Source organism: Cellulomonas composti (genome assembly GCF_007990245.1).
Classification (GTDB): domain Bacteria; phylum Actinomycetota; class Actinomycetes; order Actinomycetales; family Cellulomonadaceae; genus Cellulomonas; species Cellulomonas composti.
In genome coordinates this window covers 367,529-385,042 of sequence record NZ_BJWG01000001.1, presented here as the reverse complement: position 1 = coordinate 385,042, position 17,514 = coordinate 367,529, and the positions used below count along the sequence as shown (strand labels likewise).

Annotated in this window: 14 protein-coding genes; 7 read left to right on the top strand and 7 right to left on the bottom strand. The window is 72.9% G+C overall.

Annotated features, from left to right (window positions below; translation table 11 throughout):
* The first annotated feature begins 116 nt into the window (after positions 1 to 116).
* The 4 genes from CCO02nite_RS01775 to cofD all read left to right on the top strand — a co-directional run bounded on the left by CCO02nite_RS01775 (position 117) and on the right by cofD (position 5,944).
* On the top strand, positions 117 to 1,013 hold the full coding sequence (locus tag CCO02nite_RS01775; RefSeq protein ID WP_186812542.1) for a cutinase family protein: 897 nt from the start codon (positions 117 to 119) through the stop codon (positions 1,011 to 1,013).
* Between the two features lie 60 nt (positions 1,014 to 1,073).
* Positions 1,074 to 2,299 (top strand): IS3 family transposase gene (locus CCO02nite_RS01770; RefSeq protein ID WP_146841295.1). Its coding sequence is split into 2 segments (ribosomal slippage): positions 1,074 to 1,383 and positions 1,383 to 2,299, totalling 1,227 coding nucleotides; the frame shifts between segments, so codons are not numbered across the junction.
* 156 nt (positions 2,300 to 2,455) lie between these two features.
* Entirely contained in the window at positions 2,456 to 4,852 is a 2,397-nt protein-coding gene (locus CCO02nite_RS01765; RefSeq protein ID WP_186812541.1) for a leucine-rich repeat domain-containing protein, read from the top strand.
* 105 nt (positions 4,853 to 4,957) lie between these two features.
* On the top strand, positions 4,958 to 5,944 hold the full coding sequence (gene cofD, locus CCO02nite_RS01760) for a 2-phospho-L-lactate transferase (protein ID WP_146841293.1): 987 nt from the start codon (positions 4,958 to 4,960) through the stop codon (positions 5,942 to 5,944).
* On the opposite strand, the gene cofC is transcribed toward cofD, so the two are convergent.
* Positions 5,919 to 6,626, bottom strand: a complete 708-nt coding sequence (gene cofC / locus CCO02nite_RS01755) for a 2-phospho-L-lactate guanylyltransferase (RefSeq protein ID WP_146841292.1) — start codon at positions 6,624 to 6,626, stop codon at positions 5,919 to 5,921. The genes cofD and cofC overlap by 26 nt on opposite strands.
* A gap of 57 nt (positions 6,627 to 6,683) precedes the next feature.
* On the opposite strand from cofC, the gene CCO02nite_RS01750 reads away from it, so the two are divergent.
* On the top strand, positions 6,684 to 7,259 hold the full coding sequence (locus tag CCO02nite_RS01750) for a P-loop nucleotide/nucleoside kinase family protein (protein ID WP_222593111.1): 576 nt from the start codon (positions 6,684 to 6,686) through the stop codon (positions 7,257 to 7,259).
* On the opposite strand, the gene CCO02nite_RS15845 is transcribed toward CCO02nite_RS01750, so the two are convergent.
* The 6 genes from CCO02nite_RS15845 to CCO02nite_RS01720 form a co-directional block, all read right to left on the bottom strand.
* Positions 7,256 to 7,393, bottom strand: coding sequence for a hypothetical protein (locus CCO02nite_RS15845; protein ID WP_222593110.1), 138 nt, complete (start codon positions 7,391 to 7,393; stop codon positions 7,256 to 7,258). The two genes, CCO02nite_RS01750 and CCO02nite_RS15845, sit on opposite strands and share 4 nt — an antisense overlap.
* A gap of 160 nt (positions 7,394 to 7,553) precedes the next feature.
* Positions 7,554 to 9,209, bottom strand: coding sequence for an ABC transporter permease (locus CCO02nite_RS01740; protein ID WP_146841291.1), 1,656 nt, complete (start codon positions 9,207 to 9,209; stop codon positions 7,554 to 7,556).
* A complete protein-coding gene (locus CCO02nite_RS01735; RefSeq protein ID WP_222593109.1) occupies positions 9,206 to 10,144 on the bottom strand; it encodes an ABC transporter ATP-binding protein in 939 nt (312 codons plus the stop codon). The genes CCO02nite_RS01740 and CCO02nite_RS01735 overlap by 4 nt, the downstream gene beginning before the upstream one ends.
* Positions 10,145 to 10,211: 67 nt before the next feature.
* Positions 10,212 to 10,886, bottom strand: coding sequence for a TetR/AcrR family transcriptional regulator (locus CCO02nite_RS01730; RefSeq protein WP_246117262.1), 675 nt, complete (start codon positions 10,884 to 10,886; stop codon positions 10,212 to 10,214).
* Positions 10,887 to 10,950: 64 nt separating this feature from the next.
* Complete coding sequence (locus CCO02nite_RS01725; protein ID WP_281284553.1) at positions 10,951 to 12,777, bottom strand: DUF429 domain-containing protein; 1,827 nt, start codon at positions 12,775 to 12,777, stop codon at positions 10,951 to 10,953.
* Positions 12,774 to 14,033, bottom strand: coding sequence for a BaiN/RdsA family NAD(P)/FAD-dependent oxidoreductase (locus tag CCO02nite_RS01720; protein WP_146841289.1), 1,260 nt, complete (start codon positions 14,031 to 14,033; stop codon positions 12,774 to 12,776). Before CCO02nite_RS01720 ends, CCO02nite_RS01725 begins: the two co-directional genes overlap by 4 nt.
* A 286-nt stretch (positions 14,034 to 14,319) precedes the next feature.
* On the opposite strand from CCO02nite_RS01720, the gene CCO02nite_RS01715 reads away from it, so the two are divergent.
* Together CCO02nite_RS01715 and CCO02nite_RS15955 are read left to right on the top strand one after the other, a co-directional pair.
* On the top strand, positions 14,320 to 15,900 hold the full coding sequence (locus CCO02nite_RS01715) for an HNH endonuclease signature motif containing protein (RefSeq protein ID WP_146841288.1): 1,581 nt from the start codon (positions 14,320 to 14,322) through the stop codon (positions 15,898 to 15,900).
* Between the two features lie 254 nt (positions 15,901 to 16,154).
* Positions 16,155 to 17,510 (top strand): chorismate-binding protein, encoded by a 1,356-nt coding sequence (locus CCO02nite_RS15955; RefSeq protein WP_146841287.1) that lies wholly within the window; start codon positions 16,155 to 16,157, stop codon positions 17,508 to 17,510.
* The last annotated feature ends 4 nt before the right edge of the window (positions 17,511 to 17,514 follow it).

The window sequence follows — 17,514 nt, the reverse complement described above, 5'->3', positions numbered from 1 at the left end:
ATGAGGCGGAGCCCCGGAGGGGGAATTGTCGCATGTGCGATGAATGGCTGATGCGCGGCATGTTCGCCCTGACCCGAGGGCTTCGTGCGATAGCAGGGCTCACGGCCGTCGCAGTCGTGACCAGCATCCTGATCGCGGCTCCGGCTCCGACCCCGGCGTCGGCGCTGACGACGGGAGCCGCCCAGGTCGACGCGTCGCGGTGTGCTGACGTTCTGTTCGTCGGCGTACGTGGATCGGGTGAAGGCCCCACCGATCACGACGGCTATGGACAGAAGGTGTCCCTCGTGCTGGCCGGGTTCGTCGCCGGGCTCGATTCGTCACTGACCTACAGGTCGATCACCCTCGATTACCCGTCCCTGCCGATCGCGCCCTCGGACGGATTCGACGGTTCTCTGGTCGGAGACCTGGCGAGCTACGGCATCGGCATCCCCCCATCGCCGACTCGTCAGTACGCCGACAGCATCCAGCAGGGCACCTTTGCTCTCCTCGACGCGTACGTCCAGTCGAACCGCGACTGCCCTGATGAGCGGATCGTGCTGGCGGGGTACTCGCAGGGCGCGCTGGTGATCCACCGTGTGCTCGCGGAGACGACGCTCGGCGCCAAGCTTGCGGCGGTGGTCCTCATCGCCGATCCCGCACGGGACACGATTCACGGCAACCCCGTGAGCGGCACATCCTTCGGAAACGCCGGCGACAGTCTCGGTATCTGGCTGGAGCCGATCAGTGGGGTGGTCGCCGTCCTCTCCGCCGTGCTGGGCCCGCTCCTGGCCGGGACGACCGCGTACTTCGCGACCCGCCCCGCCGCGAGGGCCTACGACTTGTGGGACGCCGCGGCCGCGGAATCCAACCCTCACATGGCGCTGGACCCGAGCGTCGCGGCGAAGACGATCGAGATGTGCGCCGCCACCGACCTGGTGTGCGACACACAGCTCGGCTTCGGCGGGGACTGGTACTGGGCCGCGGTCGGCACGCACACCGACTACGGCACGGACCAGGCGGCCGAGGGGGCTTGACCCCGTGAGGTGGACACGCTGATTCCGAGTCTGGCTCGGAGGAAGCGAGAAGATCTGGTCATGGCCAGGAAGACGTACTCGGCGGAGTTTCGCCGTGATGCTGTCGAGCTGTACCGCTCGACGCCGACTGCCACGGTCGCGGGGATCGCCGCGGATCTGGGCGTCATGGACGCGACGTTGTCGGGCTGGATCAAGACGGCTGGTGTGCCGATCCGCGGTCAGTCTCGGTCCTCGACGTGCACGCCACCGGCGAGCGAGACTCCCGAGCAGGAGCTGGCCCGGTTGCGCGCGCGGGTCCTCGAGCTGGAGGGCGAGACGCGCAAGCTGTCCACCGAGCGGGAGATCCTGCGCGCGGCGGCGAAGTATTTCGCCGGGGAGACGAACTGGTGAGCCGCTTCCAGTTCGTCGCCGACCACCAGGCCACCTTCGAGGTGAAGCGGCTGTGCCAGGTCCTGGGGATCGCCCGGTCCTCGTTCTACAAGTGGCTGGCCGCCGCGCCCGCTCGGGCCGCACGGGCTGCGGACGACGAGGTGCTGGCCGACCGGATCCGTGTCGTGCACGAGGGTGACCGGGCGTGCGGTGCACCGCGGATCACCGCCGAGCTCAACGCCGGCGCCGAGCCCGCCGCGCGGGTGAACCACAAGCGCGTCGCCCGCGTGATGCGCGAGCGGCAGATCGTCGGGATCCGGCTGCGCAGGCGGGTGCGCACCACGGTGCCCGACCCGGACGGGCAGGTCGTGCCTGACCTGCTCGAGCGCGACTTCACGGCGGACGCGCCGAACGTCAAGTACGTCGGGGACATCACCTACCTGCCCTGCGGGGACGGCAGGTTCCTCTACCTGGCGACCGTGATCGACTGCTTCTCGCGGCGCCTGGTCGGCTGGTCGATCGCCGACCACATGCGCACCGACCTGGTCACCGACGCGCTGCTCGCCGCGGCCGCTACCCGCGGCACCCTGGCCGGGGCGATCATGCACACCGACCACGGCGGGCAGTACGTCGCCAAGGACTGGGCGGCGCTGTGCGCCCGGCTCGGCGTGCGCCGCTCGATGGGTGCCGTGGGGACCTCCGCGGACAACGCGATGGCCGAGTCGTTCAACGCGACCCTCAAACGCGAGACCCTCGCCGGCGCGCCCGGCTGGCCCGACCCGGCCACCGCCCGCCGCGAGGTCTTCACCTGGATCACCCGCTACAACACCCGCCGCCGCCACTCCACCTGCGGCTACATCAGCCCCATCGCCTACGAGAACGCCCACCGGGCCGCTACGCTCACACTCGCCGCGTGAAACCACCCGCGTGTCCGCCATCAGGGGTTAAGGCCCGAGGGGTTCCGGGCGTCCGACGTCAGCAACCTCGGTGTCATCGCTGCCCAGCGTATTCCTCGCATGGGGTGGCAGTACACCGTGGATGACCAGGGCCGAGCCACCATCACGGGAACGTCCGTGACGTCCAAGAACCTGCAGATCCCCAAGACCGTGGGCGGCTACCCGGTGACCGGCATCGGGGAGCGCGCGCTTGCCGGCAGGGCACTGACGAGCGTGGTGATCCCGACCGGAGTGACCACGATCGGCGACAGCGCGTTCTCCGACAACGCGTTGACGAGCGTGGTGATCCCCGACGGAGTGACCACGATCGGAAATGGCGCGTTCCACGACAACGTGCTTGCGGGCGTGGTGATCCCGGGCAGCGTCACGGCCATCGGGGAGTGGGCGTTCGCCGACAATGCGTTGACGAGTGCAGTGATCTCCGGCGGCGTCACGACGATCGGCGGTGCAGCGTTCTACGGAAACGACTTGACGAACGTGGTGATCCCGGGCAGCGTGACGTCGATCGGCGACAATGAGTACTACGGGGCGTTCGCGAACAATGCTTTGACGAGTGTCGTCATCTCGGCGGGTGTGAAGGTGATCGGCGACGGCGCCTTCTCGAGCAACGCACTGACAGGCGTCGTGATCCCGGACGGCGTCACCAGGATCGGCGACCGGGCGTTCTCGGGCAATGCGCTCGGGGCCATCGTGATCCCTGGCAGCGTGGCGACGATCGGCGAGAGGGCGTTCGAGGGCAATGCGTTGACGAGTGCCGTCATCGAAGACGGTGTCGTGACGGTCGGTGCGCATGCGTTCTACGGCAACGCCCTGACGGGCGTGGTGGTCCCGGGCAGTGTGACGACGATCGGCACGTGGGCGTTCGGTTCGAACGCGTTGAGGAGCGCCACCATCCGCGACGGTGTCGTGACGATCGGGGCCGCGGCGTTCGCGATGAACGCGCTGACCGGCGTCGTGATCCCGGACAGCGTCAGGACGTTGGGGACGAGCGCGTTCTACGGCAACTCACTGACGAGCGTGGTGATCCCGGACGGACTGACGACGATCGCTGACACGGCTTTCTACGGCAATGCGTTGGCGAGCGTGACGATCCCTGCCGGCGTGACGACGATCGAGAGCGGCGCATTCGCTGCGAACCGGCTGACCGGCCTGGTGCTTCCGAGCAGCGTGCGGACCATCGGCAGCTCCGCGTTCTCGAGCAATGCGCTGACGAGCGTGGTGATCCCGGAGGGCGTGACGACGATCGGCCGGGGAGCGTTCTCGAGCAACCTCTTGACGGGCGTCGGGATCCCGCAGAGCGTCACGACCATCGAACCTCTGGCATTCATGAACAACAGGTTGACGAGTGTCGTGGTCCCCGGTGGTGTCAGCACCGTCGGCAACGGCGCCTTCGTCTCCAATGCGTTGAAGAGTGTGACGATCTCGGACGGCGTCACCACCATCGGCATCGGAGCCTTCGAGAGCAACGACCTGGCGAGTGTGATCATCCCGCCGAGCGTCAGAACGATCGGGGGAAGCGCGTTCTATGCGAATCCCCTGGTGAGCGTCGTCATGCTGGGCGACGCTCCGTCGATCATCGCGGCCGGAGAGTCCGGATGGTCGGACGGCGGCGCCGATGCGGTGCCCTACCGCAGCTCCTTCGGCGACGGCGCCGGTCTCACGATCACGTATCCGGCGGGGGCTTCCGGCTACACGACACCGGTGTGGAACGGCTACGCGGCTCGTCCGACGACCCTCACCCTGACGTCCGCGACGCCGGTCATCAGTGGGACACCCGCCGTCGGGCGCAAGCTGACCGCGAAGTCGGGGGCGTGGACCAGCGGAGCGACGCTGACGTACCAGTGGTACGCGGATGGGTCAGCGATCGGTGGGGCGACAGGATCCACTTTCGCGCTGACCTCTGCGCAGCGGGACAAGGCGATCACCGTCGAGATCACAGGATCGAAGGTCGGCTACACGACGACGTCGGAGACGTCGTCCCCGACGGCCCGCGTGGCGACCACGGCGACCCCGTCGATCGGCGGAACCGCGGCGACCGGCTCGACGCTCACCGCGAAGCCAGGTACCTGGACGAGCGGAACGACGTTCACCTACCAGTGGTACGGGAACGGGATCCCCATCAGCGGAGCAAGGAAATCGACACTCGTCGTGGGGTCGGCGCACAAGGCGAAGACGATCACCGTCACGGTGACGGGCCGCAAGTCCGGCTACCCGACGGTGGCGGTCACGTCGAAGGCGACCGCGAAGGTCGCGACCGTCGCCACCCCGACGATCTCGGGCACGACGAAGGTCGGCAAGAAGCTGACCGCGAAGACCGGCGCATGGACGAGCGGAACGACGTTCTCGTACCAGTGGTACGCGAACGGAGTGGCGATCTCCGGTGCGACGAAGTCGACGTGGACGCTGAAGTCCGCGCAGGTGGGCAAGAGGATCACCGTTTCGGTCACGGGCAAGAAGGCGGGCTACACGACCGTCTCGAAGGTCTCGGCGTCGACCGCTGCCGTCGTGCGATAGAGCTCTGGCGCGGGTCGCCGACGCCGTAGCGTGGCGTCGCGCCGGTGCGGCGTCGCCACGGATCCGCCGGGTGCAGCGGCACGAACGAGGTCACGGAGGTTGCGAGTGAAGGTCACGGTGCTCTCGGGTGGGGTGGGTGGCGCCAGGTTCACGCGGGGGCTGCTGGCGCTGCTGGCCGAGCGGCTTCCGGACGGCGCGGGTGGCACGTCGGCGCAGGTCACGGTGATCGCCAACACGGGCGACGACATGTGGCTGCACGGCGTGCGGGTCTGCCCCGACCTGGACACGCTCATGTACACCCTCGGCGGCGCGGTGCACGAGGAGCAGGGCTGGGGGCGGCGCGACGAGTCCGGCCGCGTCAGCGCGGACCTCGCCGCATACGGTCTGGGCTGGGAGTGGTTCACGCTCGGCGACCTGGACCTGGCGACGCACCTCGCGCGCACCGAGCTGCTGCGCGACGGGCTGCCGCTGTCGGCAGTGACGCAGCGCCTCGCGCAGCGTTGGCGGCCCGGCGTGCGGCTGCTGCCGATGTCGGACCAGGAGGTCGAGACGCACGTCGAGCTCGAGGACGGCCGGCTCATCCACTTCGAGGAGTGGTGGGTGCGGCACCGTGCGGGTGTCCCGGCGCGTGCGTTCGTGCAGGTGGGCCTGGAGCACGCCGAGCCCGCGCCGGGGGTGCTCGACGCGCTGCGCCAGGCCGACGTGGTCGTCGTGCCGCCGTCCAACCCCGTGGTGTCGGTGGGGACGATCCTCGCGGTGCCGGGCGTGCGCGACGCGCTGCGGGACACGGCCGCGCCGGTGGTCGGGGTGAGCCCTGTGGTGGGCGGCGCACCCGTGCGCGGTATGGCGGACGCGTGCCTGGCGGCGATCGGGGTGCGCACCGATGCCGCCGCGGTCGCGCGGCACTACGGGCGGCGGGCGGAGGCGGGGGTGCTGGACGCCTGGTTGGTGGACACGGCCGACGAGGGTGCGGTGCCCGGTCTGCGCGCGGAGGGCTGGACCGCCGCGGCGGCGCCCACGCTGATGACCGACGTGCCGGCCACTTCGGCGATCGCCGCCGAGGCGCTCAGGCTGGTCGACCGGCTCCCCTGAGGGGTACGTCGCCGGCGAGGCGGTCGAGCAGGCGCGCGGTGCGCGGGCCGGGGTGCCGCTCGCGGAGCGCTTCGAGGTCGGTGGGCAGGTCGACGTCCTGGCGCAACGTCGAGGCCGCGGGGACGTCGAGCACCACGTGGCCGAGCGCGGCGTGGGCCGCCGCCGACCCGGCGCCGAAGCGGGAGTCGAACGCCGCACCGCCCGCGAACGTGAGCAGCGTGGTGCCCGTGCCTGGCGCGTCGGCGACCATCGCGCGCTCGTGCGCCGCCGCAGCGTCCAGCGCCAGGGCGAGATCCGCGGGCCGGAGCGTGGGCAGGTCGCCGAGCAGCACGCCGACGTGCGCCGAGGGGGCGGTCGCGCGGGCCGCAGCCACACCGACGCCCGCTGCGGCGTCCAGACCCGACCGCGCCCCGGCGTGCGACGGCTCCGGGACGACGCGCACTCCGGCCGCACGCGCCCAGACCGGGCGCCGGGCCTGGATCGCCTCACGCGCGACGACCTCGTCCGCGGTCACGACGACCACCTGACCGACCGCCGCGCACGCCGCAGCCGCCGCGATCGTGTCCAGCGCCATCGCGCGCACCAGCGCCGTCCGCGCCCGGTCGTCCAGCACCCCGCCCAGCCGCGTCTTGCCCGCGGCGGCGTCCTTCACGGGCACCACGACCGACCACAGCTCACGCACGCGATCACCCTACGAGCCCGCGGGGGCGTGGGCGTCGTTGCGTCTAGCGTGAGGGCCATGGACCGGGTGATCCTCATGTGCGGCGCGGCCGGGTCGGGCAAGTCGACGCACGCGCGGGGCCTCGCGGCTGCCGGATACGTCGTGCTGTCCTTCGACGCCGAGGCATGGGACCGCGGGTATCGCGAGCACCCCCTCGAGGACTCCGCCCGCGCTGAGGTCCAGCGCAGCCTGCAGGGCAAGCTGATCGACAGCCTGGCCCGCGGCGAGTGCGTCGTCGTCGACTCGTCCTTCTGGTCACGCTCGTCGCGCGACGAGTACCGGCGCCTGCTCGCCCCTTGTGGTGTCGAACCCGTCGTGCACTACCTGGACACGCCGCGCGACGTCGTGCTGGCACGGCTGGCGCGCCGGTCCGGCACCGACCCCGACGACGTCCTGGTGCCGCAGGCGCAGGCGCTCGCGTATCTCGACGGGTTCGAGACACCGACCCCCGCCGAAGGCCCGCTCCGCATCGTCGGACACCCTCCGCGGGAGGCCCGCGATCCCGAGGTCGAGGACCGGGTTCGCGTCGGGGCGTCGCCAGGTCGCTCCGTCGTCGACGGACAGGGCGAGCACCTGACCGGACCCGTCCCCTAGAACCACGACGGACCCGCGTTCACGTACGGGGCCTCCAGGGCGGCGACCTCCTCGTCGGTGAGCCGCAGGGTCAGGGCGTCGGCGGCCTGCGCGAGATGGTGGGGCCGGGTGGCGCCCACGATCGGGGCCGACACGAGCGGGTTGCGTTGGGGAGTAGGGCACCAGGCCCACGCCCATGTCGGCGCACATCGCCATGAGCTCGGGCTCGTCCTGGTTCCGACCGTATGACCATCCCGCGGCTCGAGGCAGGGTCTGGCAGGCCCGGGCTCGGTCGCGATGCTGTGGACGACGAGGTCAGCCCGGTTGGATGTCGCGCCGCGTGAACCGGGCCAGGCCGGTCCAGACGAGCCCGCCGGCGACAGCCGTCAGGACCACGAGCGGGGTCCAGGACATCTCCTCCAGCGGCAGGTACGGCACGGCGGAGAACGGCATCGCGTCGAGCAGCCAGGTCGGCAGCCCGAACACCTCGCCGAGCATCGTCACGAACCACATCGCCGCCATCACGCCCCACGTCGTGGGGACGGCGACGCGCGGCGCCCACCCGAGCAGCGCGACGGCGACCCCGACGAGCACCATGACCGCGGGCCAGTAGGCCAGCGCGGCGCCGGCCATGGTCGCGGCCTGCGACGAGTCGCCGACCGCCGACCCGTAGGTCGCGCCGAGCAGCGCGCCCCCGAGGGCCAGCAGCACCGCGGACCCGACGACGGGGATCGTCAGGCGTTGCAGCACCCAGCGGCGCCGTGAGAGCGCCCCGGCGAGCTGGGGCTCGACGATCCCGGTGGCCTCGTCGGTGCGCAGCGACACCGCCGACTGCGTCGCGAATGCGGCCGTGACCAGCCCGATCATGCCGGCAAGCAGCGCGAGCAACGCGGGCACCCCGGTGCCGCGCAGCAGGTCGTCGGTGGCGCCTCCCGCGTCGTCGAGCAGGTCGGTCATCGCCTGGACGACCGAGCCGAACAGCAGGCCGCACAGCGCCACGGCGATCGTCCAGCCGAGGATCGGCCCACGCTGCAGCCGCAGCCCGAGCCCGAGCGGCGTGGCGAACCGCGGCGGCGCCGCGTCCGGGCCGGGGCGCTCGGCGAGCAGGCCCGAGCCGAGGTCGCGGCGCGCCTCGAGGCCGAGGGCGAGGGTCAGCAGCGCGGCGGCGAGCACGACGAGCAGCGCGAGCGGCCACCAGCGGTTGCCGCCGTACGGCTGCATCTGCTGCCCCCAGCCGATCGGGGAGAACCAGGTGAGCACGCCGTTGCCGAGGTCGCCGATCATCCGCAGCACGTAGAACGCGGCGACGACGGCCGTGCCGAGCGCGTTGGCGCCGCGCGAGGTCGAGGCCACCTGGCCCGCGACCGCCCCGACGCCGAGGCCCACCAGCGCGACACCCGTGACGGACGCGCCGATGACGAGCGAGCCGGCGATGCCGGTGCCCTCCGGGTCGAGCCCGCCCGCGAGCGAGACGGCGCTGACGCCGGCCCCCACGGCCACGCACAGCAGGGCGCCGACCAGCCACGACGCGGCGGAGGAGGCGTGCACGCCGAGCACACGCGAGCGCAGCAGCTCGGTGCGGCCGACCTCCTCGTCGGCCCGCCCGTTGCGGGTGACGAGGAAGGCGACGCCGATCATCAGGGACAGCGCGATCGTCATCCAGCCCTTGGTCCACACGGCGCCGCCGAGGGTGTCGGCCGCGGGGGACAGCCCGGTCAGCGCCTTGATCCCGGGCGTGTTCGACAGCGCGGCGAAGTCGTCGAGCGACTCCTGCGTCGGGAACATCTCGCTGTAGTAGGACACGATGTACGCGAACATCCCGACGAGCACGACGAACCAGACGGCGAGCCGCACACGATTGCGGCGCACGACGAGCCGCACCATCGTCCCGAGCCCGGTCAGCGAACCGGACGCCGACCGCGTCGTCGGGCTCGTCAGACCCGGCGCCCGTGCCGCGGTCGCGGCGGTCACGATCCGCTCCCGGCACCCAGCGCGGCCAGCTCGTCGCCGTAGTGGCGCAGGAACAGCTCTTCGAGCGACGGCGGGTTCGCGACGAGCGAGCGGGGGTGCAGCCCGGCGACGACCGAGAGCACCGGCGCCAGCGCGGCCTCGTCGACCGCGAAGCTCACGTGCCCGCCGACGACGACGAGGTCGTGCACGCCGGGCAGGTCCGCCAGCCCGTCCGCCCCCGCGTCGAGCAGGCACGTGACCTGCGTGCGGGTCAGGTGACGCAGCTCGGCGATCGTGCCCGCCTCGACCGTGACGCCGTCGCGGATGATCGTCACCCGGTCGGCCAGTTTCTCCACCTCGGCGAAGATGTGGCTGGACAGCAGCACCGATCGCCCAGCCGCCTTCACCTCGCGGATCGACTCGGTGAACGCGGCCTCCATGAGGGGGTCGAGCCCGCTCGTCGGCTCGTCGAGCAGGAGCAGCTCGGCGTCCGAGGCCAGGGCCGCGACGAGCGCGACCTTCTGCCGGTTCCCCTTGGAGTAGGTGCGGGCCTTCTTCGTCGGATCCAGCTCGAAACGCTCGAGCATCGCCTGCTTGCGCTTCGGGTCGAGCGGGCCCGAGAGGCGCACGAGGATGTCGATCGCCTCGCCGCCGGTGAGGTTGGGCCACAGCGTGACGTCGCCGGGCACGTACGCGACGCGCCGGTGCAGCCGGACGGCGTCGGCCCACGGGTCGCCGCCGAGCAGGCGGGCCGTCCCGCCGTCGGCCTTGAGCAGGCCGAGCAGGATGCGGATGGTCGTCGTCTTGCCCGACCCGTTGGGGCCGAGGAAGCCCGTGACCTGGCCGGTCGGGACCGTCAGGTCCAGTCCGCGCAACGCGTGGGCGGATCCGAAGCGCTTCTCGAGGCCCTCGACGTCGATGGCCATGGTCGTGGTGGACGCGGTCGTGGTGGACATGGGATTCCTTCTCCGGCTCGAGGAGACGCCGCGCGCGGGCCGGCGCCGCCACGCGGAGGTGAAGGGGTCAGGACTGCGTCGCCGCGTCCGGCGGCTCCCACAGGTAGCGGACGTAGTCGTCCAGCACCGAGCTGTCGGTGAAGATGCCGTGCGTGAACAGCTCGAGCAGCGGCAGCAGGTGGTCGCGCTGGTACTCGTGCATCGACGCGACGAAGTCGTCGGGCGTCGTCACCGGCGAGGTGACGAAGTGCACGAGCATCGCGCCGAGCGTGACGGACGTCAGGTAGCGGAGCCGGGCCTCCTCGTCGCGCGAGGGCCGGATGATCCCGGCCTCGAGCGAGTGCGCCATCACGCCGCGCGCCTTGTCGATCAGGTGCTCGAGGAAGTCGCGCGCAGGCTCGCCCCCGGCGTGGATCGCCCGCAGCATGTAGACGGCCAAGGTCGCGGCGCGGCCGGGCTCGACCAGCAGCGACATCAGCCGGGGGCTCGGCATGTCGACCGCCTCGTGCTTGAAGGCGGAGTACTCGCGCAGCACGGCCTCGTCGCACTCGGCGCGCAGCGCGTCCTTGGAACCGAAGTGGTGCGTGATCAGCCCGGGCGAGACGCCGGCGCGCTGCGCGATCGTCCGGAACGAGGTCTCGAACCCGTCCTCGACGAAGCACTCGATCGCGGCCTCGCGGATCCGGGCCCGCGCGGTCAGGTCCGACGAGGGACCCGCGCCCCGCGCCTCGGCTGTACGCACGACCAACACGCTATACACGTGACCAGGCCGCCGCAAGGGACCGGGTCACACCCTTGTCGCGGGCCTACGGGGTCGCGTCGGCGGCGCCGCCCATCCGGGCCAGGCGGGCGCGCAGCGCGGGCACGCGGTCCGCGTTGCCGTGCAGCCCGATGTACGTGTCGCCGAAGACGTGCAGCAGCGCGTCGTCGAGCCGCCTGACCGCACCGGGCGGGTAGCGGTACGTCATGCGCTGCGTCAGCGCGTCCGCGTCGACCTCGCGCAGCGTGTCGCTCAGCTCGGACAGCGACGTGATGCCCAGCTCGAGCAGCAGCCCCGAGATCCACGCGTAGCGGTCGGTGCGCGACCAGCCCGCGTCGGCGTACTGGCCGGCCAGGAACGCCGCCAGGTCGCGCGGCGTGATGCGGGGGTCGTCGTCGTGCGGCTCGAGGATCGGCCCGGTCGCACCGGTCCGGAGCCGGTCGCGGATCGTCGAGAACTCCCGGTCCGCGAGCTCGAGCAGCCCCGCGGCGAGCGTGAAGCGGCGGTCGAAGTCGGACGACTGCTCGTCGGGGATGGTGCCCTTGTAGCGGATGTCGTGCTCGAACTCGGCCCAGGCGTGCTGCAGCACGGTGCGGATCTGGACCTGGGACTGCCGGCCGCGCAGCAGCTCGTTGCCGGGCTGCGTCGCCGCCGGCTCGTCGAGGCTGACCTGCAGGTGGCGGCTGGCGTACCCGAAGCGGCCCTCGCTGGCCGTCTCCTCGCCCAGGTCGCGGTCGTCGTGCACGACGAGCTGGTCGTGCAGGAGCTCGGCGACCGCCCGGACGTCGCTGTGCACGTAGGTGATGACCCGCACGCCGATCTGGTCGGTGATGTCGCGCACCGGGTCGGGGAAGACCGGGCGGCCGTCGACCTCGCGGGTGGCCTTGACGGCGAAGGACGTCACGGACTTCGCCCGGCCCGTCACCGTGAGGTAGTTGATGCCGGCGTCGTCGAGGATCGAGGTCACCAGCCGGACGAGCGCATCGGCGGCCCGCACCAGCTCGGGGTGCAGCGCGGTGTACTCACGCACCGCGTCGTCCGCGGCGGGGCGGACCGGTGCGACGGGCCGGGCCGGCCGCGGGCTCGGCGTGAGGCCCTCGGGCAGCGTGGGGGTCACGATGTAGCCGGTCTCGAAGTCGCCGTACGTCGTCGTGCGCTCGGGTGCGCGGTGCGCGACCAGGGCGATGTAGGCGCAGACCACGGCGTCGACCTGGTCCTCCACCACCCGCAGCTCGCTCTTGCGGCCCGCCTCCTCGACCGCGCGGCGCAACGCCTGCCAGCTCGTCGGGCCCGCGGGGTCCGGAGGGTCCACCACCAACGGCAGCTCGGCGTCGCGCAGGCCCTCGAGCAGGTCGAGCAGCACGATCAGCTCCGCGCGCAGCTGCGCGAGGCTGCGGCCGGACTTGTTCTTGTACTTGAGCGTCCGGCCGAGCCGGAAGAGCGCGACGGTCGCGGGGTGCGGGTAGACCTCGATCGCCCGACGAGCGCGCCCCGACCGTGGATCCATGTCGAGCCCCAGCCGCGCCGCGATGCGCGCGCCCCGGGGGCGCTCGCGCAGCTCCGGCTTGCCGGTGTTCGACGGGTGCGCGCCGGCGTCGAACCGCGCGAAGTCCTTGTTCAGCGCAGCCTCGGCGGGGCGGTTCCCGGTCGCGTTGGTGACGATGAGCGGCGCGTCGATCGCGACGAGGCATGCGCCCGCCACGTACGGCGCGAGCCGCTCGGCGATCTCGTCGTCGGTGCGCGCCGCGGACACGTGCACCAGGCGGCCGGCGTCGTCGAGGACCGCCAGCCCGGTGGGCTTGCGGTCGCCCCAGGCGAGGTCGACGCCGACGTAGTGCATGAGCGCAGCCTGCCGTATGTCGTCGCGCGTCACGACCGACCCTCCGACGACGAGGGCGGCGACACGCCGAGCCACGCGAGCACGCCACGTGCCGCGACCACGCCCGTGGCGAACGACGCCTGCAGCAGGTAGCCGCCCGTGGGCGCCTCCCAGTCGATCATCTCGCCCGCGACGAACGTGCCCGGCAGGCGCCGCAGCATCAACGACGCGTCGACCTCGTCCCAGGCCACGCCGCCGGCGGTCGAGATCGCGCGGTCGATCGGCATCGTCGCGGTCACGACGACCGGGACGGCCCGGACGAGCTCGGCCGTCGTCGTGGGGTCGTCGGGCAGCGCGCCGCCGCCGGCCTCGCGCACGAGCGAGATCGCGACCGGGTCGAGACCGAGCGTGCGGCGCAGCCACGACGAGCCGGAGTCCCGTGGCCGGCGGACGGCGAGCCGCCGCGCGACCTCGTCGGCCCCGAGGTCCGGGCGCAGGTCGACGTGCAGGACGCACCGTCCGGCGTCGAGGGCGCTGCGGATCGGCACGCCGAGCGCGTAGACGGGGCCGCCCTCCAGGCCCGTCGCCGTGACCATGGCGTCACCGCGCACCGAGCCGGGCTCGCCCGCCACCGACAGCGCGACGGACTTCAGCGGAACCCCCGCGAACCGCTCCGCGTGCCGCGCAGTCCAGTCGACGCGCACCCCGACGTTCGCCGCCCGCAAACGTGTCACCGCGACGCCTCGTGCGTCGAGGGTCGCCGCCCAGGTCCCGTCCGACCCGAGCCGTGGCCAGGACGCGCCGCCGAGCGCGAGCACCGTCGCGTCGGCCCGGACCTCGTGCTCGTCGCCCGCGGCGTCCATGAACCGCAGCGCGCCGTCGTCGGACCAGCCCACCCAGCGCTGCCGCGTCCGCAGCGTCACGCCGAGCTCGTCGAGCCGACGCAACCACGCGCGGAACAGCGGGTTCGCGCGGAACGCCTGCGGGAACACGCGCCCGCTCGTCCCGACGAACGTCGCCTCGCCGAGGCCCGTGCACCACGCCCGGAGGTCGTCGGGGCCGAACACGTCCAGCATCGGCGCGAGCCGGTCCGCCGACGGGCCGTACCGGCTCAGGAAGCGTTCGCGCGGCTCCGAGTGCGTGAGGTTGAGGCCGCCGTGGCCCGCGAGCAGGAACTTGCGTCCGGGCGACGGCATCCGGTCGAGCACGGTCACCGACACCCCCGCGCGCGCGAGCGTCTCGGCCGCGATCAGCCCGGCCGGCCCCGCGCCGACGACGATCGCCGACCGCCCCGTACCCGCGCGACTCACGCCCCACCCCCGAGCCCCGTCGGCCCAAGCCCTGCCCGCGGGCGCTCTGCCCGCCCGAGCCCGGCCTGCCCGAGCCCGGCCTGCGGGCGCTCTGCCTGCCCGAGCCCTGCCTGCGCGGGATCGCGTCGTGGCCGATTCACGGCGCGCTCAGGCCAGGCGGGTCCGGTCGCAGCAGCATGGCTCGAACGTAGTGCCCGGGCGGCGGCCGATCCGCCCGCACGGAGCCTCGCGTCGCGGGCGGTCGAGCCGGAGGCCGCGTGTCAGTGGTCGATGAAACACTTGTTCGATGGAGATGACGCGCACGTCGGGCAGGTCCGACGGGACGGCCGGTGGCGGCTCGGCACGTGCCGCTGTCCAGCCCACGTCTGCCAGCTACGTCGCGTCCGCCGAGCCTGCTGCCTCCGCCGAGTCTGCTGCGTCCGCCGCCCGCACCCGGTCCGCAGCGTCGGTGGTGCCCGAGCTGCCGCCGGGAGCCCCGGCCGGGTTCGTGGCGAGCGCCTGGCCCGACGGGTCGGTCGCGTACCCGAGGGAGGGCGCCGACGTGCCCACGCTCGTGGGGTCGCTGGGTGGCCGGAACGTGTCGAGCGCGTCGGACACCGACCTGCTGGCGATGGTGGTGGGCTGGCAGCAGGTGATCGGGGGTGCGATGGCCGAGCAGGCCACGCTCGTACGCGAGCTCGGGGCGCGTCGCCTGGGTGGGGTGATGTCGGCGCTTCCGGCGGAGCTTGCCGCCGCCCTGGCGTTGACGACGACGACCGCCGAGAGCCTCCTGGTGCGCGCCGAGTCGCTGGCCGAGCACCCGGCGCTGGACCGGGCTCTTCGGGACGGTCGGATCGACGCCCGCAAGATCGACATCGTGATCGACGAGGTGGCCTCGCTCACCCCGGCGAGCGACTGGGACGGCGACCGCGAGTCGCGCGCGGAGACGGTCTCACGCATCGTCGAGGCGGCCGCGACGTTCGCGTGCGGCCTCACGACGACGAAGCTGCGGCGCTTCGTGCGCCGCGAGGTGCTCGCGGCCGATCCGGCGTCCGCCGAGAAGCGCGCGGTCGCCGAGGTCGCGAAACGGCACGTGAGCATCGACTGGAAGCCGGACAGCATGGCGTGGGTGAGCGCCTACCTGCCTGCACAGGACGCCATGGTCCTGCGTGCCGTGCTGGACGCCGCCGCGGACGCGACGAGCGCCGACGACCCGCGGACGAAGGACCAGCGGCGGGCCGACACCTTCACCTCGATCTTCGCGACGATCGCCGAGACCGGACTGCTGCCCTGCGGCTCGCCGCTGCCGGCGCGGCACCGCGTGCGACCGCACATCGAGGTGACCGTGGCGGCCGAGACGCTGCTCGGCCTCGACGACGCGCCCGCCTACCTGAGCGGCTACGGACCGATCCCGGCCGGCCTCGCGCGGCAGATCGCCGCGGACGGCACGTGGCGGCGGGTGCTCACCGACGGGCGTAACGGACCGCTCCTCGAGCGCGGCCGGACGACCTACCGGCCCGGCGCCGATCTCACGGGCACGGTCATCGCGCGCGACCGCACGTGCACGTTCCCCGGCTGCGCCCAGCCCGCGGGCGCGTCCGAGCTCGACCACATCGAGCCGTTCGACGCCCGCACGGGCCGCGGGCCGACCACCCTGACGAACCTCCACGCGGCCTGCAAGCGTCACCACGACCTCAAGACCGAGGGGCGCTGGCGGGTACGCAGGGACGCGCGATCGGGTGCCGTCGTCTGGACGTCAGCGGGCGGGATCACGTACGCGATGCACCCGCAGTCGGTGCTGGCGGCGCCCGAGGCCGTCCGCGGCGAGCACGGCGGTGAGTTCCGGCGCCCGCCGGCGCTCGCTCCACCCGACGAGCCGCCGTTCTAGATCGAGGCCCCACGAGCAGCGGGCGACCGTGTTCGAGAACTCCTTCCACGCGGCTCGCTGGACTTCCCGTTCGAGGTGATCGACCACGTCCGCGCGGTCGCGGCGTCGTGTCACGACGCGCCGTTCGACACTGCCGACCCGCTGTTCCGCTTCGCGCACGGGCTGGCCCTGTAGCGCGACACCGGGCCGCTCGTCGGACGGTTCGGGGCGGCGTCGTGGCGGGCACTACCGTGGGCGGGCACTACCGTGGGCGGGTGCCTGAGCCCCGCGTCCGACCAGGATCCGCGTGGTTCGGTGACGTGCGGCTCGAGGGTGTGCTCGAGTCGGTCGACGTGGTCACCGAGCCCCAGCGGCTGCGCACGCCGGGGTGGTGGGTCCTCGTCGGGACGTTCGAGGGCGAAGTGCGCGCATGGCGCTTCGCGACGGCAGACACGGAGCCGGCGCGTGCGGCGCCGGCAGGTGGCGACCTGGCGCGTGCGGCGCCCTCGACGGCCACGCGCGCGACGGCCGCGAGCGGGGCCGACGCGGCCGAGCGCGGGGCCGCCTCGGGGTGGCGGGGGCCGGACGCCGGGGGCTGGACGTCGTCGCTCGGGCGGGACGAGTACGTCGCCGCCGTCGCGGCCGTGCGCGCGCGCATCCGCGAGGGCGACGTCTACCAGGCCAACCTCTGCCGGATCCTGTCGGCGCCGCTGGGAACCGCCGACGCCGAGCCTGACGCGCGCGCGTTGGCCGAGGTCCTCGCGGCCGGCAACCCGGCACCCCTCGCGGGGTACGTGCACGTGCCTGGCTCGGCCGTATCGCCCGCCGCCAATGTCTCGCCCGCAGACGACGTCTCGCCCGCAGGCGACGTCCCGCCTTCCGACGACGTCGTGCCCGTAGGCGACGTCCCTCCTTCCGACGACGTCCCTCCTTCCGACGACGTCCCGCCTTCGGACGACGTCGCGCCTTCCGACGACGTCGCGCCCGTGTGGGTCGTCTCGGCGTCGCCGGAGCTCTTCCTCGAGCTCGACGGCGACGTGCTGACCTCGTCGCCGATCAAGGGCACGGCCCGCACCCCGGACGGGCTGAGCGCCAAGGACGTCGCCGAGAACGTCATGATCACGGACCTGGTGCGCAACGACCTGCAGCACGTGTGCGAGCCCGGCACGGTCGAGGTCACGAGCCTGCTGGCGCGCGAGCAGCACCCCGGACTGGTGCACCTCGTCTCGACCGTCCAGGGCCGCCTCGCGCAGCACGTCCGCGACGACGAGCGCGGCTGGGCGGCGATCCTGGACGCCACCTACCCACCGGGCTCCGTCTCGGGCGCACCGAAGTCGTCGGCGCTGCGGATCATCCGCGAGCTCGAGCCGGTGGACCGCGGGCCGTACTGCGGCGCGGTGGGCTGGGTGCACGTGGCCGACGACGGGCGGACCCGCGCGCGCCTGGCGGTCGGCATCCGCACGTTCGTCTGGACCTCTGACGACGACGGCCGGGCCGACGGGTCCGGGACGCTGCGGTTCGGCACGGGCGCGGGCATCACCTGGGGGAGTGACGCGCAGGCCGAGTGGGACGAGACCGAGCTGAAGGCCGCGCGTCTCGTCGCGCTCGCCTCGCGCGCACGGGCACACTGAGCGC